Raw genomic sequence first — 20,695 nt, forward strand, 5'->3', positions numbered from 1 at the left:
AGTGTGCGGTCGGGATCAACCCCGTGAAAGATCCAGACGGATGCGGATGAAGCCATCATCGGTCTCGCCGGCGCATTCCATGTGGTAATCGCCCGCCTCGGCAAGCCGCGTCAGGTGCTTGACGGCCGATGGGCCGGTTTCGAAAATGGCCGAGGCGCCCTTGATCGGCAGGAAATTCCAGTGCCGGCTGGTGGTGGGTTCGACCCGGCGGCGGCGGCGGACATAGCGGCGAAGGACGTCGCGGGTCATGGTCTCGTCATCCAGCACGACGCGATTCTGGCCGATCAGAGGACCGAACAGGCCGCAGGTGGCCAGGCGGTAGGAGTTTGTCGCCAGCAGGAACCTGTCGCCATCACCCACCCGGCGGTCGTGATGGGTCAGGTTGCGGATGCGTGAGGAATCGGGGGCCAGCAACTGGCCTGTCGGGTGGTATCGGCTTGGTCGGGTCAGGTCGATCTGCCAGGTTAGCCCGTCGATCACGTCGAAATTATAGCTTGGGAAATCGGGGTTGATCAGCGGTTGGTCGGCCAGTCCGGGCTGCATCTGGCAAAAGATACTGGCCGAGCGTTCCAGCCAGCCGCGCAATTGTGCGCCATCGGTTTCGATCGCGCAGATGCGATTGGGGTAAAAATACAGGTCCGACAGGCTGCGCAGGGTCAGCGCGCCGGCCGGCACATCGGTATAGTGATCCGGCCCGCCCCGGCCGCCGGCGCGGAACGGTGCCACGGCCGACAGGATCGGCAGACCGTCCCATTCCGTGCCGCGCAGCATCCGCCGCACATGCCAGCGCTGCGCCATCGCCACCAGCCGCAGGCCGGGATCCTGCCCGATCAGCGCGAAATAGCTGTTCAGCGGCGCCTCGGTCCGGCCGACGCGACGCCGGATATGGCGCAGCGTCTCGCGATGGGCGCCAAGCGTGGGCGAATAGATCTTGCGCAGCGGGCGGTGCTTGCCATTCACCTGTTCGGCCTCGACCGCGAAATCGGCCACCCGCCAGGCCTTCGTGCCGTCGCGTTCCAGCCGCAGGTCGATGACGCCCAGATGCGATCCGCCAAAGCCCGCCATCACCGCCGGCTTGCCCATCAGCGTGCCGCGTTCGGCGTCGACGCCCTCGATCCCGGCGAAGGCGGGCGAGGGAAAGACCTGATGGGTATGCCCGGCGATCACCACGTCGATTTCCGGCAGGGCGGCCAGTGCGGTCGACGCGTTTTCGGTTCGCCGCTCGGGGGCGATCGGGCCGATGCCGCCATGGGACAGGGCAACGATCAGATCGGCGCCGGCCGCCTTGATCTGGGGCAGCAGGCGGCGGGCCGAGGCCAGCACGTCTTCGCTGCCAAGTTCGTGGCGCAGGTCGCGGTCCCAGTCCACCGTCTGCGGCGGGGCAAAGCCGATCACCCCGATGCGCAGGTTGCGCAGCCGCCCCTGACTGTCGCGCAGCCGGCGGTCAAGGATGACCCAGGGCGGCAGGCGCCGGCCCGCATGCGGCGTCAGGTTCGCCAGCGTCAGCGGAAAATTCGCGGCCCCCAGCACCCGGCGCAGGAAGCCAAGCCCGAAGGTGAAGTCGTGGTTGCCCAGGGTGCCGGCATCATAGCCCAGGGCGTTCATCGCCAGGATGGCCGGATGCGGGCTGCGCGCGTTAACGCCGCGGACCTCGGCGATATAGTCGCCCATCGGATTGCCCTGAAGAAAATCGCCATTGTCGAACAGCAGCGAATTGGCGACCTCGGCCCGGCGTAGCTGGATCAGCGAGGCGGTGCGCGCAAGGCCGATCCGGTCAGAGGGTTTGTCGGCAAGATAGTTATACGGCAGGACATGCATGTGCATGTCGGTTGTCGCCATGATGCGCAACGCAAGCGTAACCGTCTCAGTCGTCCAGCCAGGCTGGCCTTCCGCGGACATGATGCCTCCGTTGCCGTCCGCCATCTACGGTGCCCCGAGCCTGCGAGTATACATCAGAACCTTGCCTCGTAGGGTGGCTTTCTTGCGAACCACCTTGATCATTCAAACGCCATCTTAGGCGAATTTCTGCCGATTCGAATCAAATTTCAACTGTTGATTGAGTAAATCCTGCGGATATTGAGCCAGTCAACAGTTACATCACGACAGAAGCCGTGCGAATTTTAACTGTCAGCTTGAAAGTTCGGGGGGGACCACTTATCACCCATAGCGCCTTGTTTGCCCATTGCTTTGACATCATTTTCATCCAGGCGGACCCTTCATGAAATTCTCAACCCGCCGGGATACCGAACTGACCGCTGACCAGCTGTTCCAGTCCATCGCCGATTTCGACCGGCTGGAACGCATCCTGTTGCGGCGTGGCGCGGCGGTGACGCGCATCGGAACATCGGCCGCGCCGGGGCCGGGCTGGGATATCGGTTTCGACTGGCGGGGCCGGCGGCGCGACTTGCGGCTTCAGGTGGTGCGGTTCAACCAGCCTGAACAGATCGCCATGCAGGGCGAATCCGAGGCGTTCGAGCTGCTGATCGACCTGACGGTCGTGGCGCTCAGCCGGTTGCGCTCGCGCCTGATCCTTGAGGCCGACATCCGGCCGCGCAACATGCGGGCGCGGCTGATGTTGCAGACCGCCAGACTGGGCAAGTCGCAGCTGGACAAGCGTTTTGACGAAGGCGCGGCCAGGCTGCTGGCAGAGCTGACGGGATTGCGGGCCTGATCCGCAGCCGGCGGGTCATTCCCCTTCGGCTGGCGCGGGTTCGTGTTCGGCGCGCAGGGGATCGGCCGGATAGACGCCCAGAATATGCAGGCTGGACGAGAAATAGGACAGTTCGTCCAGCGCCCGGCGGACATTCGGATCCTCGGGATGGCCCTCGATATCGGCATAGAACTGGGTGGCGGTGAAAACGCCATCGGCCATATAGCTTTCCAGCTTGGTCATGTTGACGCCATTCGTGGCAAAGCCGCCCATGGCCTTGTACAGCGCCGCCGGGATGTTGCGGACGCGAAAGACGAAGGTTGTCATCATCTTTTCGGCGCGCCGCGCGGGATCGTCCTGGCGCGACATGATCAGGAAGCGCGTGGTGTTATGGGCATGATCCTCGATATGGCGGGCGAGGATGTTCAGCCCGTGGATCTCGGCCGCCAGATCCGAGGCCAGCACCCCGGTCGAAGGATCGCCGCCCTGCGCCAGTTCGGCGGCGGCGCCGGCGCTGTCGGCCGCAGCCTCGCCCCGGATGCCATAGCGCGCCAGAAAGGCCGCCGATTGCGGCAGCAGCACCAGATGGGCGCGGACCTTTTTGATGTCCTCGATGGCGACGCCCGGCAGGGCCATCAGGCTGATATGGACGCGCACGAAGGCCTCGTCCACGATATGCAGGCCCGATTCCGGCAGCAGCCGGTGAATATCGGCCACCCGGCCATAGGTCGAGTTCTCGACCGGCAGCATCGCCAGATCGGCCTGGCCGCTGCGAACTGCCTGAATGACGTCCTCGAAGGCGCGGCAGGGCAGGGGTTCCATGCCGGGGCGGGCGTTTCGGCAGGCCTCGTGGCTATAGGCGCCAAGCTCGCCCTGAAAGGCGATCCGGTTGGTTGCGGCACGGTCGGTCATGGTGGTTTCCATCGGCTGCACGGGAAAGGGCGACGTTTTGTCGCCCGGTTTCTGTCGGGTCCGGGCTAACTATACCTTGATCCCGGAAAGCGAAAGCGGATAGATACTGGCCAAATTCAAGGCTTACCAAACCGGGGACGGCAGGCAATGTTCGATACCATGACCATCACCAAGGCGGCAGGTGCGCTGATCGGGGCGCTTCTGTTTCTGATGCTTGCCAACTGGGCCGCCAGCGCGATCTATCAGGTCGGCTCGGGTGAAAGCGAGGTCGCCGAGGGCGAGGAAGGCCATGCGCAGGCCTATACCATCCCGGTGCCCGAATCCACCGGGGGCGGGGCCGCCGCCGAGGAAGAGCAGATCGACTTTGCCGCGCTGATGGCGCAGGCTGATGTTGCCGCCGGCGAGAAAGATTTCGGCAAGTGCAAGGCCTGTCACAAGCTGGATGGCAGCGATGGCGTCGGCCCGCATCTGAACGGCGTCGTGAACCGGGCCGTGGCCTCGGTCGGCGGGTTTGCCTATTCGGATGGCATGGTTGCCCATGGTGGCGACTGGACCCCCGAGGCGTTGCAGGAATTTCTGGCCAACCCCAAGGGCGTCGTGCAGGGCACCAAGATGTCCTTCGCCGGCCTGAAGGATCCGCAGGACCGTGCCGACCTGATCGCCTATCTGGAAACCGTCCAGTAAGCGCGGTCATCTGGCGGAAGAATCGGGCGTGGCTGATGGCCGCGCCCTTTTTCATTCACGAAAACGCGGCTTGATCGTCCTGCCCGCGCTGCCCTAGCGTGGCGGAACATTCGACACGGAGGTCAACATGCGCCCACTCTTTCCGCTTATCGGTCTTGTCGCCGGGCTTGGTATCACGACCGTGATGGCGCAAGAGCAGACGCAACCCCCCGCAGCGACCACAGCCGGCACGGATGAGAAGATCACCGTCTCGCATGGCTATGCGATCATCGGCGATCTGAAACTGCCGGCGGATTTTCCGCATCTGCCCTATGTGAACCCGCAGGCGCCCAAGGGCGGCTATATCATCGAATCCGTGCCCAACACCTCGAATTTCGACAATTTCAACCCCTTCACCTTCAAGGGCCGCCCGGCAGTGTTTTCTGCTTCTATGCTGGAAACGCTGATGGATCGCGATGCCAGCGATTTCGGCTCGTCCTATTGCCTGCTGTGCGAGACGTTGGAATATCCCGAAAGCCGGGATTGGGTCATCTTCCGCCTGCGCCCCGAGATCCGGTTCGCCGATGGCAGCCCGATGACGGCGCAGGATGTGGTGTTTTCGGTCGAAACATTGCGCGATCAGGGCTCGACCGGGACCAAACTGATGATTCAGCAGCAGATCGCCAAAGTCGAGGCGGTTGATGACCAGACGGTCAAGTTCTATTTCGCGCCGGACTATCCCCGGCGCGAGGTTGTCAGCTTTGTCGGTGGCCTGCCGATCATGTCGCGGGCCGATTTCGAGGCGCGGGGCCTGCGGCTTGACGAAACCATGGACAAGCCGCTGATGGGGTCCGCGCCCTATGCGCTGACCGGCTGGAACATGGGCCGTTGGGCCGAGATGACGCGGCGCGACGATTATTGGGGCAAGGACCTGCCGCTGAACATCGGACGGCATAACTTTGACCGGATGCGTTACGAATATTTCGCCGATTACGACGCGGCCTTTCAGGCTTTCACCGCGGGTGAATACACATTCCGGCGCGAAAACAGTTCAATCAAATGGGCGACGGCCTATAACTTCCCGGCGCAGGAAAAGGGCTGGGTCAAGGTGGAAACCCTGCCCGACAACAGCAGCGTTTCGGGGCAGGCATGGGTGTTCAACCTGCGGCGCGAAAAGTTTCAGGATCCGCGCGTGCGTCAGGCCATCGGGCTGATGCTGAATTTCCAATGGACCAATGAAAAGATGTTCTATGGCCTGTATTCGCGGCCTGACAGCTATTGGGAAAACAGCCCGCTTGAGGCGCAGGATATGCCCTCGGATGCCGAACTTGCCCTGCTGGAACCGCTGAAGGACGACCTGCCGCCTGCGGTCTTTACCGAACCGGCCTATAGCTGGCCCGAGGGCAGCGATCAGCCGCGCGACCGTCGCGCGATGCGTCAGGCAGGCGCACTGCTGGACGAGGCTGGCTGGACCATGAATGACAGCGGCATGCGCGAGAACGCCGAGGGCCAGAGGCTGACGGTTGAAATTCTGAATGATTCCGTAACACTGGATCGCATTCTTAATCCGTATGTTGAAAACCTGCGCGGCATCGGGATCGACGCCATCAACGCGCGGGTTGACAATGCCGAACTAGAGGCGCGTCAGCGCGAACATGATTTCGACATGACCAGTGCCTTCATCGGCCAGTCGCCGATTCCGGGGGCCGAGATGTTGCCGGTCTTTGGCAGTGAATTTGCCGGTTCGGAAAGCAACCTGCTGGGCCTGACCAACCCTGCCATCGACAAGCTGATGAAGGATGTCGAACACGCCAACACGCAAGAGGAAATGGAAACGGCGGCCCGCGCGCTGGACCGTTCGCTGCGCGCGATGTTCCTGACCGTGCCGCAATGGTATAACGCCGATCACTGGCTGGCCTATTACGACATGTATGAACACCCCGAGGCGCTGCCCGATTTCGCCCTGGGCGAGATGGATTTCTGGTGGTTCAACCCCGAAAAAGAGGCAAGGCTGAAAGCCGAGGGCGCGCTGCGCTAGGCCGGGCTGGGTCGGATGGGGCAATTCGCTTGATTTCCGGGGCCGGATTGCCGACAAGGCGTGAAAATCGAACAGGGCCGCAAAGGTCTGATACGGGCGAAGGGCAGGGCTGATGGGTGCCTATATTCTGCGGCGTTTGCTGCTGATCATCCCGACGATGATCGGGATCATGGTGATCAATTTCGCGCTGACCCAATTCGTCCCCGGCGGGCCGATCGAACAGATCGCCGCGCGGCTGCAAGGCGAGGGTGACGTCTTTCGCAACATCGCAGGCGGCGGGGCCGAGGCTGGCGGCGGTGCCTCGATGGACGACTATTCCGGCGCGCGCGGCTTGCCGCCTGAATTCATCGCCCAACTGGAAAAGGAATTCGGCTTCGACAAGCCGCCCTTGCAGCGTTTCCTGACGATGATGGGCAATTACCTGACCTTCGATTTCGGCAACAGCTGGTTCCGGTCGATCAGCGTGATGGAACTGGTCAAGGAAAAGATGCCGGTCTCGATCACGCTTGGGCTATGGACGACGCTCTTGGCCTATCTGGTCTCGATCCCGCTTGGTATCCGCAAGGCGGTGCGCGACGGCACGCCTTTTGACACCTGGACCTCGGGTGTCATCATCATGGGCTATGCCATCCCGGCCTTCCTGTTCGCTGTCCTCTTGATGGTGCTGTTCGCGGGCGGATCCTACTGGAAGATCTTCCCCCTGCGCGGGCTGGTCAGCGACAATTTTTACGCGCTGTCCACCTGGGGCCAGATCAAGGATTATCTGTGGCACATCACCTTGCCGGTGCTGGCCATGTCGATCTCTGGCTTTGCCACGCTGACGCTTTTGACCAAGAACAGCTTTCTGGACGAGATCAACAAGCAATATGTCATGACTGCCCGCGCCAAGGGCCTGACCGAACGGCGCGTGCTTTACGGCCATGTCTTTCGCAACGCCATGCTGATCGTGATCGCGGGCTTTCCGGCGCTGTTTCTGGGCGTGTTCTTCGGCAGCTCGATCCTGATCGAGACGATCTTCTCGCTGGATGGTCTTGGCCGCCTGGGTTTCGAGGCCGCCGTGCAGCGTGACTATCCGGTGATTTTCGCGACGCTTTACGTCTTTGGCCTGATCGGGCTGCTGACCGGCATCCTGTCCGACCTGATGTATGTCTTTGTCGATCCGCGCATCGACTTTGAAAAAAGGGCCGGCTGATGGCAATGTCGGAACTGAACCGCCGCCGCTGGCGCAATTTCCGCCGCAATGGCCGGGCCTTCTGGTCGCTGGTGATTTTCAGCGTGCTGTTCCTGATCGCCATCTTCGCCGAGGTGGTCGCCAACGATAAACCCATCGTCGCCAGCTATCGCGGAGAGCTGTATTTCCCCGCCTATCGCTTTTATCCCGAAACCGCCTTTGGCGGCGATTTCGGGACCGAGGCGATCTATCGCGACGAGGCGGTGCAATGCCTGATCGTGACCGGCGGGCGCGAGGAATGCTGGGACGACCCCGAGGGGCTGATCGAGGCTGTGGATAACGGCACCAGCGATGTGCCATCGGCGGAACAGGGCTGGATGATCTGGCCGGTGGTGCCCTATCACTACAAGACCATCAATAACGTGGGCACCGCGCCAAGCGCGCCCGATGCCGATCACTGGCTGGGCACCGACGATACCGCGCGCGACGTGCTGGCCCGCGTGATCTATGGCTTTCGCACCTCGATCATGTTCGCGCTGATCGTGACGGTGGTTGCCAGCGCCATCGGGGTGACCGCCGGCGCCGTGCAGGGCTATTTCGGCGGCCGCACCGACATCATCTTTCAGCGGCTGATGGAGATCTGGCAATACACGCCCGCGCTTTACGTCATCATCATCCTGTTCGCGATTCTGGGGCGCAGTTTCTGGCTGCTGGTCTTTGTGACGATCCTCTTTGGCTGGCCCGCGCTGGTGGGTGTGGTCCGGGCCGAGTTCCTGCGGGCGCGCAACCTGGAATATGTTCGCGCCGCCCGCGCGCTTGGGGTCAGTGATCGCAAGATCATGTTCCGCCACATGCTGCCCAATGCCATGGTCGCCACGCTGACCATGCTGCCCTTTGTCGTGACCGGCACGATCAGCGGATTGGCGGCGCTGGACTATCTGGGCTATGGGTTGCCGGCCTCTGCGCCCTCGCTTGGGGAACTGGCCTTGCAGGCCAAGCAGAACCTTCAGGCGCCCTGGCTGGCCTTTACCGCCTTTTTCACCTTTGCCATCATGCTGTCGCTGCTGGTCTTCATCTTCGAAGGCATCCGTGACGCATTCGACCCCCGAAAGACCTTCAAATGAGCGCCCCGGTTCTTGACGCCCCGGTTCTTGACGTCAACGATCTGCGCATCGGCTTTCGCAGCGAGGGCCGCGTGACCCCTGCGGTCAAGGGCGTCAGCTTTCAGATCGGCCGGGGCGAGACAGTGGCGCTGGTGGGGGAATCGGGGTCCGGCAAGTCGGTGACGGCACTGTCCACCGTGCAGCTTCTTGGCGATGCCGCGCAGGTCGAGGGATCGGTGAAATACGAAGGGCGCGAGATGGTCGGCGCACCCGAAAAGCTGCTGCGCGACATTCGCGGTAATGACATCAGTTTCATCTTTCAGGAACCGATGACCTCGCTGAACCCGCTGCATACGCTGGAAAAGCAATTGGGTGAATCGCTGGCCCTGCATCAGGGGCTAAAGGGCAAACCGGCGCGCGACCGCATCATCGACCTGCTGACTAAGGTGGGCATTCGCGACCCCGAAACCCGGCTGGCGGATTATCCGCACCAGTTGTCGGGCGGACAGCGCCAGCGGGTCATGATAGCCATGGCGCTGGCCAATGGGCCGGAACTTCTGATCGCCGATGAGCCCACGACAGCGCTGGATGTGACGATTCAGGCGCAGATCCTTGACCTCTTGGCCGAGTTGAAGGCGAATGAGGGGCTGTCGATGCTGTTCATCAGCCACGATCTTGGCATCGTGCGCCGCATTGCCGACCGGGTCTGCGTGATGAAGGATGGCGAGATCGTCGAGCAAGGCCCGGTCGAGGAAATCTTTGCCAATCCCCAGCACGACTATACCCGCAAGCTGTTGGCGGCCGAACCGACCGGCACCGTCGGGCCGGTGCCCGAGGGCGCGGAAGAGGTCGTCTCGACCGATGATCTGAAGGTGTGGTTCCCCATCAAACGCGGGTTTCTGCGCCGCGTGGTCGGCCATGTGAAGGCCGTGAATGGCGCCACGCTGTCGGTGCGCGCTGGCGAAACGCTTGGCATCGTGGGCGAAAGCGGATCGGGCAAGACCACGCTGGCGCTGGCCATCCTGCGGCTGATCGAAAGCGATGGCCCGATCGTGTTCATGGGGCAGGATATTTCGGGCTGGGCCAGCAAGCGCCTGCGCAAGCTGCGCCGCGACATGCAGATCGTGTTTCAGGACCCCTATGGCAGCCTGTCGCCCCGGATGACGGTGGAACAGATCATTGCCGAGGGGCTTGGCGTTCACGGGGTCGAGCCGGGCCGCGATCGCCGTCAGATGGTGGCCGAGATCATGGCCGAGGTCGGGCTGAACCCCGAGATGATGCACCGCTATCCGCACGAATTTTCGGGCGGTCAGCGGCAGCGCATCGCCATTGCGCGGGCGATGATCCTGCGGCCCAAGGTGGTGGTGCTGGACGAGCCGACATCGGCGCTGGACATGACCGTTCAGGTGCAGATCGTCGAATTGCTGCGCGGCTTGCAGCAGAAATACGGGCTGGCCTTCCTGTTCATCAGCCATGACCTGCGCGTCGTGCGCGCCATGTCGCATCAGATCATGGTCATGCGCGCGGGCGAGGTGGTGGAACAGGGCGAAACCCAGACCGTGTTCGATGCACCCCGTTCCGACTATACCCGGCAGTTGATGCAGGCGGCGATGCATCCGGCAGGTGCCTGACAGGCATTGCCGGTCCCGCCCATTGCGGTGTCAGATCGCGCGGTCCAGCTTGGTCGACAGATGGATCAGGCTTTCGGACGAACGCACGCCCTCTAGCCCGCCGATGCGGTCCAGCACGTCATCCAGCGCGCTGGTCGAGCCGGCGGCGACCTGCAAGGCCAGATCGACGCGGCCGCTGGTGGTATGGATCCGCTCGACTTCGGGCAGGGTTTTCAGCCGCGTCAGAATCGCCGCCAGCGCCCGCGGCTCGATCACCAGCAGCACCGTGGCCCTGATCCGCGCCGCCCGCGCCGATTCGCCAAACCGCACGGTATAGCCCGCAATCGCCCCCGTGCTTTCCAGCCTTTCCAGCCGGGCTTGCACGGTCGAGCGCGCGACTTTAAGCCGCCGCGACAGAACGGCGACCGAAACCCGCGCGTCCTGCGACAGTTGGGTGATGATGCTGCGGTCAAGATCGTCCATAAAGCCCTCAATCTGCCAGTCAGGCTGGCAGATTAACTGAAACGTGACGCGAATCTACCATATTCATCGGTGAAATCGGAACCTATATGCGCCATCTTGGTTGCGGAAAGACAGAAGGAAAGGCCACCAATGGGACAGAGCAAGACCGTGTGGGACAATCCCGCCGAAATCATCCGCCACCAGAAGCCTGACCACCCGGTCATGGCCTTTGCGCCGCAGGTCCTTCAGGACAATGCCCGGCGTTACGTGGCAGGGTTTCCGGGGCTGGTGACCTATGCTGTCAAATCCAATCCCGAAGAGGTGGTGATCCAGAACCTGCTGGCGGCGGGGGTGCGCGGTTTCGACGTCGCCTCGCCCTTCGAGATCGACCTGATCGGCCGGCTGGCGCCCTCGGCCGCGCGCCATTATCACAACCCGGTCCGCGCAGGCTGGGAAATCGACCATGCCGTTGCCGCCGGTATCCGGGCCTGGTCGGTCGACAGCCGTTCGGAACTGGACAAGCTGTTCGCCCGCGTGCCCACCGCGACCGATCGCGGCGCGGTCGAGATCTCGCCCCGGTTCAAGCTGCCGGTGCTGGGTGCGGCCTATGATTTCGGGTCCAAGTTTGGGGCCACGCCGGACCTGGCGGCCGAGTTGCTGGCCGAGGTGGCCAAGCGCGGCTATACGCCCTCGCTGACCTTCCATCCGGGCACGCAATGCACCGATCCGGTGGCCTGGGAAAGCTATATCCGTGTCGCGGCCGAAATCTGCGACATGGCCGGCGTGCGGGCGGTGCGGCTGAATGTCGGCGGCGGCTTCCCCTCGCATCGCGTCATGGGGGTCGAGCCGGACCTGCCCGCGATCTTTGCCAAGATCGGCGAGACTGCGGCCGAGGTCTTTGGCGAAAGCCTGCCCGAGCTGGTCTGCGAGCCGGGCCGGGGCCTGTGCGCCGATGCCTATGCGCTGATCACCCGCGTCAAATCGGTGCGCGATGGCAGCAATGTGTTCCTGAACGACGGCGTCTATGGCGGGCTGACCGAATTGCCGATCATCGGCAATATCGACCGCATCCAGGTGCTGACCCCGCAGGGCCTGCCGCGCGAGGAAGATCTGCATCCGCGCGTCATCTTTGGCCCGACCTGTGATTCGGTCGATCGCCTTCCGGGTGAAATGGCGCTGCCCGCTGCAATCGAAGAGGGTGACTATGTCATCTTCCACGGCGCCGGCGCCTATTCGACGGTCACCAATACGCGTTTCAACGGCTTTGGCGCCATGACCCACGCGACCGTGATGTCTTTGGCATAAGGATTTCGTAAGGTCCTCGTGCTAGGCTTGGGGGGATGAGCCCGACTGCACCCCCCTCAATGCCCCTTCGGCGCCCCCCTGTCACCCATGTGGTGATGATGGATGGTACTTTCGCCTCGCTGACCGAGGGGCGTCGCAGTTCCATGGCCCGGATCCACGAGGTGCTGCGCGGCGCCTATGGGCGCTTGCCGCCCGGCAGCGGGCGGCTGCGGCTGTATTACGCGGCGGGCCAGCAGTGGAACCGCTGGCGCACGATCCCCGAACTTGCCTCGGGCCGCGCGATGGAGGCGCGGATAAGCGAGGCCTATGGCTGGTTGGCCAGCGGCTATGCGCCGGGCGATCAGATTTTTCTGCTGGGCTATTCGCGCGGCGCCTTTGGTGTGCGCAGCCTTGCCGGGATGATCTGCCGGGTCGGGCTGCTGCGCGACCGCTTCGCGACCGAAAGATATATCCGGCTGGCCTGGCGATATTACCAGTCGGGCAAGGCGACTCCGGTGATGGCGACCTTCCGCGACAGGCGCTGTCATGATCACGTGCCGATCCGCATGGTGGGCTGTTTCGATACGGTGATGGCGCTTGGCATCCGTTTGCCGCTGCTGTGGATGCTGTCGGAACCGCGCCATCGCTTCCACGACGCGCATCTCGGCACGGATGTCGATTTCGGCTTTCAGGCCCTGGCGCTGGACGAGACGCGGGCGGCCTTTGCTCCGCTGCTTTGGGATAATGCCAGCGCGGCGGGGCGGATTGAACAGGTGTGGTTCCGGGGCGCCCATGCCGATATCGGCGGGCAGCTGTCGGGGCTGGAATTTGCCCGGCCGCTGGCAAATATCCCGCTGGTCTGGATGATGGAACGGGCCGAGGCGGTGGGCCTGCCCTTGCCGGAAGGCTGGCGGCGTCATTTCGTCACCGACCCCACCGCGCCCTCGATCGGAAACTGGCGCCGGTGGGGCAAGGCATTTCTGGCACGCGCACCCCGGACGGCCGGACGCGAGGCGACGGAATGCCTGCACCCCTCGGTCGCGCTTCCCTATCCGGGGCCGGCATTGCTGGTGGGGCAGTTGGAACAGTTTGCGACGCCGCGTCGGCGGCGTCTGCGCCGCGCGACGCCCGAGGCGGTGGTCGACGTGGTTCCCGGCCTGCCATCGCCGGGGGAAGAAAACCGGGCCTAGCTGCGAACCGCATGCGCCCGCGGGCCGGCTTTGATCAGGCCCGTGGTCGCAGGAACAGCCCGCAGCCCCGCTCTGCCTCGGGTTGGGTTGGGTTCGCTGATGTTCAGGCGTCGGCGTCAGGCGACGGCCTTCAACTCGCGCACCGGCTGGATGCCCAGTGCGGCGCAGACATCGCGGGTCAGGCCGGGGCGGTTCAGCGTATAGAAATGCAGCCGGTCCACGCCGCCACGGATCAGGTTGTCGCACAGTTCCGTGCAGATGGCGGTGGCCAGCAGGGTTTCACGGCCTTCGCCATCGCGGGCGGCGGCGGTAAAGGCGTCATCGGCCCACGCCGGAACCGAGGTGCCGCACATCGCGGCGAACCGCTTGGCGCCGGCCCAGCTTTGGATCGGAAGGATGCCCGGAATGATCGGCGCGTCGATACCGGCTTTCTCGCATTTGTCGCGGAAGCGGAAGAAGGTCTCGGCCTCGAAGAAGAACTGGGTGATGGCGCTGGTGGCACCGGCGTCGATCTTGCGCTTCAGCCAGGCCACATCGGCATCGGTGCCGCCGGTGCTGTCGGGATGCGGTTCGGGATAGGCGCCGACGCGGATGGTCATGTCGCCGCGTGCCGCGATGGCCTCGATCAGCTCGATCGAGTTCGCGAAGCCCTCGGCATGCGGGGTGAAGCGGTCGGCACCCTTGGGCGCATCGCCGCGCAGGGCCACGATCTCTCGCACGCCGGCATCGGCGTAGGATTGCACGATGGCCAGGGTTTCCGCGCGCGAGGCGTCCACGCAGGTCAGGTGCGCCGCCACGTTCACGCCGTAATTCTTCTGGATCGTCGTCACCGCCTCATGGGTCAATTGCCGCGTCGTGCCGCCCGCGCCATAGGTGACAGAAACGAAGTCGGGATCCATCGGTGCCAGCGCCCGAGCCGTTTCCCACAATGCGAAAGACGCCTCCAGCGTTTTCGGGGGGAAGAATTCAAAGCTGATCTTGGGCGCGGTGGTGCTGGTTTCGGCGGTCATGATGATTCCCTTTTCTTGTAGCCCTTGTGCCATGCGCGATGACGTGAGACAAATTCATGTTTCTCAAGATAGTCATGAAAACGGCTCAACAAGATGCATCTGGAACTTCGTCACCTGCGCACTGTCCGCGCGGTTCATGAACAGGGCGGGCTGGCGCGTGCCGCCGATGTGCTGAACATCACGCAATCGGCCCTGTCCCATCAGATCAAGGCGCTGGAGGATCAGGCCGGGGTCGAGCTGTTCGTCCGCCGCGCCAAGCCCATGCGCCTGTCGGCCGCCGGGATGCGCCTGCTGCGCCTGGCCGAGCAGGTTCTGCCCATGGTCGCCGCTACCGAGGCCGAGTTCAAGGGTGTCGAGATGGGCCGGGTGGGGCGGTTGCATATCGCCATGGAATGCCATGCCTGTTTCGACTGGCTGCTGCCTGTGCTGGATCAGTTTCGTCGCGCCTGGCCCGATGTGGATGTGGATATCCGCGTCGGTCTGGCCTTTGGGGCGTTGCCGGCGCTGGCGCGGGAACAGGTGGATCTGGTGATTTCCTCGGACCCCGAGGAGGTGCCGGGCGTGACCTTTGCGCCGCTGTTCGATTACGCGCCCACGATGGTGCTGCCAGCGGGTCACCCCCTGGTCGAAAAGGGTTATGTCGAACCCGCCGATCTGGCCGATCAGACGCTGATTTCCTACCCGATGGACCGGGCGCGGCTGGATGTGTTCAGCCAGTTCCTGACCCCCGCCGGGGTCGAGCCCGCCCATCACCGCAAGGTCGAACTGACCGATGTGGCGCTGATGCTGGTTGCGTCGGGGCGCGGGGTGGCGGTGATGCCCGACTGGGTTCTGCGCCGGCATGCGGCCAATTCCGAACTTGCGATGCTGCCTTTGGGGCAGGGGGGGATGTTGCGCCGGCTTCATGCTGCCATCCGCGATGATGATCTGGCCCAGCCTTACATGGCCCATGTGCTGCGGCTGGCGCGGACCGAACCCGTCCGCATGTTGCGTGGCTGACGCAGCGCAAGGCCGCTTGGCTTTTCGGGTCTGTGGGCCTATGACGCCCGCAGCAATTCCCGGAGATCGCGATGCCAAGCGCCAATATGAACGTGATGATCAAGGCTGCCCGAAAGGCCGGCCGCGCCCTTGTGAAGGATTTTCGCGAGGTCGAGAATTTGCAGGTCAGCGTCAAGGGTGCGGGCGATTTCGTCACCCGTGCCGACCGCGAGGCGGAACGGATCATCAAGGAAGAACTGCGCGGCGCGCGGCCGAATTATGGCTGGCTGGGCGAGGAAACCGGCGAAGAGGCCGGCGAGGATCCGACCCGGCGCTGGATCGTCGATCCGCTGGACGGGACGACCAATTTCCTGCACGGCCTGCCGCATTGGGCCATCAGCATTGCGCTGGAACACAAGGGCGAGATCGTGGCCGCCGTCATCTTCGACCCGGCCAAGGACGAGTTGTTCACCGCTGAAAAAGGTGGCGGGGCCTTCATGAACGATCAGCGGCTGCGGGTCTCGGGCCGCAGCCGGATGATCGAGTCGATCTTTGCCACCGGCATCCCCTTTGGCAGCCGCAATACCTTGCCGGCCACGCTGAAGGATCTGGCTCGGCTGATGCCGGTCACGTCCGGGGTGCGCCGCTGGGGGGCTGCCTCGCTGGATCTGGCCTATGTCGCAGCGGGCCGTTTCGACGGATTCTGGGAACGCGAGCTGAGCGCCTGGGATATTGCCGCGGGAATCCTGATGGTGCGCGAGGCGGGCGGTTTCGCCGAGGGGCTGCGCGACGGCGACGATATGCTGGCATCCGGGCGGATCGTTGCGGCCAGCGCGGCGATCTTTGAGCCGTTTGCAAAGGTTGTGCGCACCCGCGACTGATTACGACCGCAGCCGCCCGCGTTCAGGCGGTGAGCGGTGCAATGGGGGGCGTTGCCCCCCATCCTCTTGCAGAGGATTCCCCCCAGGATATTTGCATCAAAGCGAGGCGCGGGTGTCTTGACCCGCCTTGGCAAAAGGCGCATCGGGACCTTCACAGACTGCAAGGATTCCCATGGCGGCCGATCATAACCCCAACCCGCTGAACGCCCCCGCGGCCCGTATGCCGGCGGTACCGCCGGTGGGTCAGCCGCGCGAGGACCGGACCGGGCTGGGGATCCTGATCATGTGTGCGGTCGCCGTGATCTTTGCGTTTCAGGACGGGCTGTCGCGCCTGCTGGGAGGGGAATACCCGCCGGTTCTGGTGGTCATGCTGCGATTCTGGTTCTTTGCGCTTTTTGTCGTGGTTCTGGTCGCCCGTCAGCCGGGCGGGCTGCGCCGGGCGGTGCGGTCGAAACATCCGTGGTTGCAGATATTTCGTGGCGTCCTGCTGGTGGCCGAGGTGGTGGTCATGGTCGAGGCCTTCGTGCGGCTTGGCCTGGTCGAGACCCATGCAATCTTTACGGCCTCGCCTTTGCTGGTGGCCGCGCTTTCGGGGCCGATTCTGGGCGAAAAGGTCGGCTGGCGACGTTGGACCGCAATTCTGATCGGGCTTTGCGGCATTCTGATCGTGCTGAAGCCGGGGCAGGCCGTGTTCCAGCCCGCCGCCATCCTGCCGCTGATCGCGGCGCTGATGTTTGCGATTTATGGTCTGGCGACGCGCTATGTCTCGCGTGACGATCCCTCGATGGTCAGTTTTTTCTGGACCGGGATCTCGGGGGCCGTGGCGATCACCGTTGTTGGAATCTGGCAATGGGAATGGCTGGCGCCGGTCGATTGGGTCTGGATGCTGGCTTTGTGTCTGACCGCCGTGGCCGGGCACTATCTGCTGATCCGCGCCTATGAACTGGCCGAGGCATCGGCCTTGCAGCCCTTTGCCTATACGCAACTGGTCTGGGCCAGCGTGATCGGCGTCATCTTCTTTGGCGATGTGGTCAAGCCAAATGTGGTGGTTGGTGCGGCCGTTGTCGTTGCCGCCGGCCTGTTCACCTTGTGGCGCGAGCGGCAGAAGGCGGCGCCTCGCCGGTCGTCGCCGGCGTCACGCCCGCCGGCCAGCTGAGGCTGCTTTCGGATTCGGCCTCGGTCTCGGTTGCCAGGCGGGGTAGCGGCATGGCGTTGATGGCGGCGGCCATTTCAGGGCTCAGCGGCATCTGTGCCAGCCGCAACGGGCGCAGGGGCGGCCGGGCAGACAGGGCCAGCGTCATCCGCAGGGGTGGAGGCGGCATCAGCCCGCCACCGCTGAGATCCCAGCTGGGCACGATCGGCGCGGGTTTTCCCATGATGCGGGCGCGATAGATCGGCTGCGCCTCGGCTACGCGCATGACATAGTTGCGGGTCTCGTCAAAGGGGATCAGTTCGACCCAATCCACCGGGTCCGCGCCGCCATGGTCGGCGCCCCGCCGCAGGTCGCCGAAATCGCGCAGCCAGCGCGCCGGCCGGCCCGGCCCCGCATTATAGCCCGAGGCGACCAGCGCGACCGATGCGCCAAAGCGGTCGCGCAGCCCCGACAGATAGGCCGCGCCGAGCCGGGCGTTATAGGCGGCATCGCGGGTCATCCGGGCCTGATCGAAGGGCTCGTCGATCTTGCGGGCCATGGCCTTGGCGGTTTCGGGGATCACCTGCATCAGCCCAAGCGCGCCGGCATGGCTGGCGACGGTATGGTTGAACTCGCTTTCTTGCCGGGCAATCGACAGCACCAGTTCGGGCGGCAGGCCCAGATCGGTTTGTTCCAGTCCCGTCAACGGAAAATGCGCGGCGGGATAGATTGCACCGGCATTGGCGGCGCGTTTGGACAGGCGCAGGGCGTGCCAGGGCATCCGCGCCTCGATCATCAGCCGGGCCATGCGGGCGATGTCGTCGGGCGGGGCGCCGTTATCGGCCTGTTGCAGGAAGAACTGCTGGGCCCGATCGCCGCGCCCGCTGGCCAGCAGCCACAGGCCGGCATTGAACAGCTCGGCCTGGCGCAGATCGCTGCCGCGCCAGTCGGGCAGCGAGGTCTCGGCCCGGCCCGGAACGGCATATTCGGGTGGCATGGTCAGCCCCAGCTTTTCAGCCGAAAGCTGGCCGTAATAAACGCCGATGTGCTCGGCCCCGGCGCGATAGGCGGTGGTTGCGGCGCTCTGGTCGCCAAGGGCCTCATGAGCGCGGCCCTGCCAATAGGCGGCGCGGGCGGTGCTGATGGCGCTGCCGACGACGGTTTCCAGATGCAGGAAATGCGCCAGCGCCCGGTCCGCCGCACCGCTGCGCAGCGCCGCATAGCCCGCAAGCCATTCAAGATCGGCGTAATGGCGGTTATCCGGCGGCAGAAAGTGGTTCGCGGCCAGCCGTTCCGCAAGCGGCCAGTCGCCGCCCCGCATGGCCAGCCGGGCATAATCCACCCGCATCTGGGCCCAGGTCACGGGGTCGCGCAGCGCCTTGGCATCGGTCGATCGCTCTAACATCAGGTCGCGCGCCAGATCATGCAGTTTGGCCCGCACCCGCCAGCCGAAGCGATCCATCGCAAGGCCCGGATCGGCGCGGTCCGCCGGGGGCAGGGCGTTGATCAGGTCGTCCACACCATCGCGCCGGGCCTGCAAGGCGATGCGGGCGCGGGCCAGCGCCGCCTGTGGCGCCGTCAGCTGGGGCAGCCGCCTTTCGGCCGCCTGCCATTCGCCCTGGTCCAGCATGGCAAAGGCACGGGCCGCGGCCAATGGCGCAAGTTCGGTGCCATAGGTTGCCAGAAACGCGGTTTCCTCGGCTGGTTGCAGCGGGGTCCGGGTCCAGAACCGCGCGCGTTCGGCCTGAGCGGCCTGAAGGTCCAGCGTCGTCAGAAAGGCGGTCTCGGCGGCAAGCGTGTCGGGCAGGCGCTGGCCCAGCCAGTCACGGATCTGCGCCGCCGGCATGTCGGGGCGCAGACGGGCATCGCCACGGCTGATCAGTGTGGCTTCCGCCGGCCAGCCAGGATGGTCGCGCAGGAAAGTCAGGTAATCGGTGAACTCGCCATGGCCGGCCTGCAGCGCCTGCCAGCCGATCAGTGCCTCGGCCATCGGTCCAGACCGGCCCGCCGCTGCCCGCGCAGTGACCCAATCGCCGGTTTCGGCCGCCGACAGCGCCAGCGCCATCGCGCCGGCATCCTCGGCCCGCGAGGGCAAGGCTGGCAGCATCAGCGCCAGCGCGCCTGCCCGGAATATGTGACCCAGAGACCGCATCCGCACCATCTGTGCTGTGCAATCGCAGCGGGTGCAACTCACATCCTTGGCAATTCGTCATCGCGGATATAGTGTCCGCGCGTTCAAATATCACGAAACAGGACCGTGCCATGTTCAAAGGGTCTATTCCCGCCCTCGTCACGCCGTTCACCCCGGACGGCGAGCTTGATCTGGTGACGCTGAAAAAGCTGGTCGAATGGCATGTCGAACAGGGCAGCCATGGTCTTGCGCCGGTGGGCACCACAGGCGAAAGCCCGACGCTGAGCCATGACGAACACCGGCTGGTGATCGAGACGGTGATCAGGGCGGTCGACGGCCGCATTCCGGTGATCGCGGGCGCGGGGTCCAATTCCACGCGTGAGGCGACCGGGCTGGTGCAATTCGCCCAGAAGGCCGGGGCGCAGGGTGCGCTGGTGGTGACGCCCTATTACAACAAGCCGACGCAGGTAGGGCTGATCGCGCATTACACCGCGCTGCACGATGCCAGCGAATTGCCGATCATCATCTATAATATCCCGCCCCGCTCGGTCATCGACATGTCGCCCGAGACGATGGGCGAATTGGCGAAACTGCCTCGGATCGTCGGCGTCAAGGACGCTACCGGCAAGCTGGAGCGCGTCAGCCAGCAGCGGATCACCTGCGGCAAGGATTTCATCCAGCTGTCCGGCGAGGACGGCACGGCGCTTGGCTTCAACGCGCAGGGCGGGGTGGGTTGTATCAGCGTCACCGCCAATGTGGCGCCCAAGCTGTGCGCCGAATTCCAGAATGCTATGGCGGCGGGCGATTATGCCGGGGCGCTGGACTTTCAGGATCGGCTGATGCCGCTGCATATCGCGATCTTCATCGAGCCGGGGCTGGTAGGCGTGAAATACGCCATGTCACGGCTTGGCCTGTGCAATGATCGCGTGCGCCTGCCGCTGACGCCCCTCGGGTCCGAGGCTCGCAAGCAGATCGACGCCGCGCTGGCGCATGCCGGGCTGATCTGAGGCGATGCCGGGCGGCGCTGACCGGCTTGATCCATGCGTTATCTGACCGATGGCGGTGCGGGCCGGGGCGCGACCCCGGCCCGCACCGCGGCCATTCGGCCGGGGCGCGGTTCGGCGGGTCGGCGTTGCCGATTTTCCCCTTTTCAAGCGTCGTGGTTTTGGCTATCACCCCGGCCACTGCCCCGGATGCGGTCGTGGCGGAATTGGTAGACGCGCAGCGTTGAGGTCGCTGTGGGGTAACTCCCGTGGAAGTTCGAGTCTTCTCGACCGCACCATTTTACATTTCAGAGTCGTCGGCTCGAATGTTCCGAATATTTCAGATAGATATGGTGTTCGATGCCCGATTTCGCGGTTATCGGCAACGGCGTCTGTGAAGGCCAGTCCGAGCGTCAGGCGTCTAGGGTCGGGCGGAGGGATTGTAAAGATATTACAATTATTTACCGGAAATATCATCGCGAATTAGAAAATCTCTT

At 64.2% G+C, this 20,695-nt stretch carries 17 protein-coding genes and 1 tRNA gene; 13 read left to right on the top strand and 5 right to left on the bottom strand.

The genetic code is table 11. The features are described 5' to 3' along the window. Window positions 1-15: 15 nt before the first annotated feature. The gene (locus tag FNJ84_RS11900; RefSeq protein WP_143793335.1) at window positions 16-1,899 is read right to left on the bottom strand and encodes a bifunctional 2',3'-cyclic-nucleotide 2'-phosphodiesterase/3'-nucleotidase; all 1,884 of its coding nucleotides are present in this window, start codon (window positions 1,897-1,899) and stop codon (window positions 16-18) included. Between the two features lie 319 nt (window positions 1,900-2,218). On the opposite strand from FNJ84_RS11900, the gene FNJ84_RS11905 reads away from it, so the two are divergent. After that, a complete protein-coding gene (locus FNJ84_RS11905; RefSeq protein ID WP_143793336.1) occupies window positions 2,219-2,671 on the top strand; it encodes a hypothetical protein in 453 nt (150 codons plus the stop codon). Between the two features lie 15 nt (window positions 2,672-2,686). Here FNJ84_RS11905 and FNJ84_RS11910 read toward each other — a convergent pair whose 3' ends face one another. Further along, window positions 2,687-3,574, bottom strand: coding sequence for a prephenate dehydratase (locus FNJ84_RS11910; RefSeq protein WP_255471183.1), 888 nt, complete (start codon window positions 3,572-3,574; stop codon window positions 2,687-2,689). 135 nt (window positions 3,575-3,709) lie between these two features. Here FNJ84_RS11910 and FNJ84_RS11915 point away from each other — a divergent pair, with 135 nt between their 5' ends. From FNJ84_RS11915 to FNJ84_RS11935, 5 genes are all read left to right on the top strand, one after another. Beyond that, on the top strand, window positions 3,710-4,246 hold the full coding sequence (locus FNJ84_RS11915; RefSeq protein ID WP_143793338.1) for a cytochrome c family protein: 537 nt from the start codon (window positions 3,710-3,712) through the stop codon (window positions 4,244-4,246). Between the two features lie 127 nt (window positions 4,247-4,373). Beyond that, the gene (locus FNJ84_RS11920; RefSeq protein WP_143793339.1) at window positions 4,374-6,263 is read left to right on the top strand and encodes an extracellular solute-binding protein; all 1,890 of its coding nucleotides are present in this window, start codon (window positions 4,374-4,376) and stop codon (window positions 6,261-6,263) included. Between the two features lie 112 nt (window positions 6,264-6,375). Then, complete coding sequence (locus tag FNJ84_RS11925) at window positions 6,376-7,455, top strand: microcin C ABC transporter permease YejB (RefSeq protein ID WP_143793340.1); 1,080 nt, start codon at window positions 6,376-6,378, stop codon at window positions 7,453-7,455. Beyond that, complete coding sequence (locus FNJ84_RS11930) at window positions 7,455-8,558, top strand: ABC transporter permease (RefSeq protein WP_143793341.1); 1,104 nt, start codon at window positions 7,455-7,457, stop codon at window positions 8,556-8,558. The genes FNJ84_RS11925 and FNJ84_RS11930 overlap by 1 nt, the downstream gene beginning before the upstream one ends. After that, window positions 8,555-10,168, top strand: a complete 1,614-nt coding sequence (locus FNJ84_RS11935) for an ABC transporter ATP-binding protein (RefSeq protein WP_143793342.1) — start codon at window positions 8,555-8,557, stop codon at window positions 10,166-10,168. The genes FNJ84_RS11930 and FNJ84_RS11935 overlap by 4 nt, the downstream gene beginning before the upstream one ends. Before the next feature lie 30 nt (window positions 10,169-10,198). On the opposite strand, the gene FNJ84_RS11940 is transcribed toward FNJ84_RS11935, so the two are convergent. Further along, the gene (locus FNJ84_RS11940; protein WP_143793343.1) at window positions 10,199-10,630 is read right to left on the bottom strand and encodes an Lrp/AsnC family transcriptional regulator; all 432 of its coding nucleotides are present in this window, start codon (window positions 10,628-10,630) and stop codon (window positions 10,199-10,201) included. Between the two features lie 129 nt (window positions 10,631-10,759). Between FNJ84_RS11940 and FNJ84_RS11945 the strand changes: the two genes are divergently transcribed. Together FNJ84_RS11945 and FNJ84_RS11950 are read left to right on the top strand one after the other, a co-directional pair. Then, window positions 10,760-11,914, top strand: coding sequence for a type III PLP-dependent enzyme (locus FNJ84_RS11945; protein WP_143793344.1), 1,155 nt, complete (start codon window positions 10,760-10,762; stop codon window positions 11,912-11,914). Window positions 11,915-12,009: 95 nt separating this feature from the next. Continuing rightward, a complete protein-coding gene (locus FNJ84_RS11950; protein WP_255471184.1) occupies window positions 12,010-13,083 on the top strand; it encodes a DUF2235 domain-containing protein in 1,074 nt (357 codons plus the stop codon). A gap of 116 nt (window positions 13,084-13,199) precedes the next feature. On the opposite strand, the gene metF is transcribed toward FNJ84_RS11950, so the two are convergent. Next, window positions 13,200-14,093, bottom strand: coding sequence for a methylenetetrahydrofolate reductase [NAD(P)H] (gene metF / locus FNJ84_RS11955; protein ID WP_143793345.1), 894 nt, complete (start codon window positions 14,091-14,093; stop codon window positions 13,200-13,202). A 93-nt stretch (window positions 14,094-14,186) separates the two neighbouring features. On the opposite strand from metF, the gene FNJ84_RS11960 reads away from it, so the two are divergent. From FNJ84_RS11960 to FNJ84_RS11970, 3 genes are all read left to right on the top strand, one after another. Beyond that, window positions 14,187-15,092, top strand: a complete 906-nt coding sequence (locus tag FNJ84_RS11960) for a LysR family transcriptional regulator (RefSeq protein ID WP_143793346.1) — start codon at window positions 14,187-14,189, stop codon at window positions 15,090-15,092. Between the two features lie 71 nt (window positions 15,093-15,163). After that, window positions 15,164-15,952: an inositol monophosphatase family protein gene (locus FNJ84_RS11965; protein WP_143793347.1), complete on the top strand. Its 789-nt coding sequence runs from the start codon at window positions 15,164-15,166 to the stop codon at window positions 15,950-15,952. 172 nt (window positions 15,953-16,124) lie between these two features. Next, window positions 16,125-17,108 carry a DMT family transporter gene (locus FNJ84_RS11970; RefSeq protein WP_370454596.1) on the top strand — a complete coding sequence of 328 codons (984 nt, stop codon included), beginning with the start codon at window positions 16,125-16,127 and terminating at the stop codon, window positions 17,106-17,108. On the opposite strand, the gene FNJ84_RS11975 is transcribed toward FNJ84_RS11970, so the two are convergent. Then, a complete protein-coding gene (locus FNJ84_RS11975) occupies window positions 17,035-19,191 on the bottom strand; it encodes a lytic transglycosylase domain-containing protein (protein ID WP_255471185.1) in 2,157 nt (718 codons plus the stop codon). The genes FNJ84_RS11970 and FNJ84_RS11975 overlap by 74 nt on opposite strands. 155 nt (window positions 19,192-19,346) lie before the next feature. Between FNJ84_RS11975 and dapA the strand changes: the two genes are divergently transcribed. Next, entirely contained in the window at window positions 19,347-20,222 is an 876-nt protein-coding gene (gene dapA / locus FNJ84_RS11980) for a 4-hydroxy-tetrahydrodipicolinate synthase (protein ID WP_143793349.1), read from the top strand. Window positions 20,223-20,410: 188 nt separating this feature from the next. Beyond that, window positions 20,411-20,497 (top strand) — tRNA-Leu (locus tag FNJ84_RS11985). Window positions 20,498-20,695: the final 198 nt, after the last annotated feature.

This window comes from Paracoccus sp. M683 (assembly GCF_007096355.1).
In the GTDB taxonomy this organism is placed as follows: Bacteria; Pseudomonadota; Alphaproteobacteria; order Rhodobacterales; family Rhodobacteraceae; genus Paracoccus.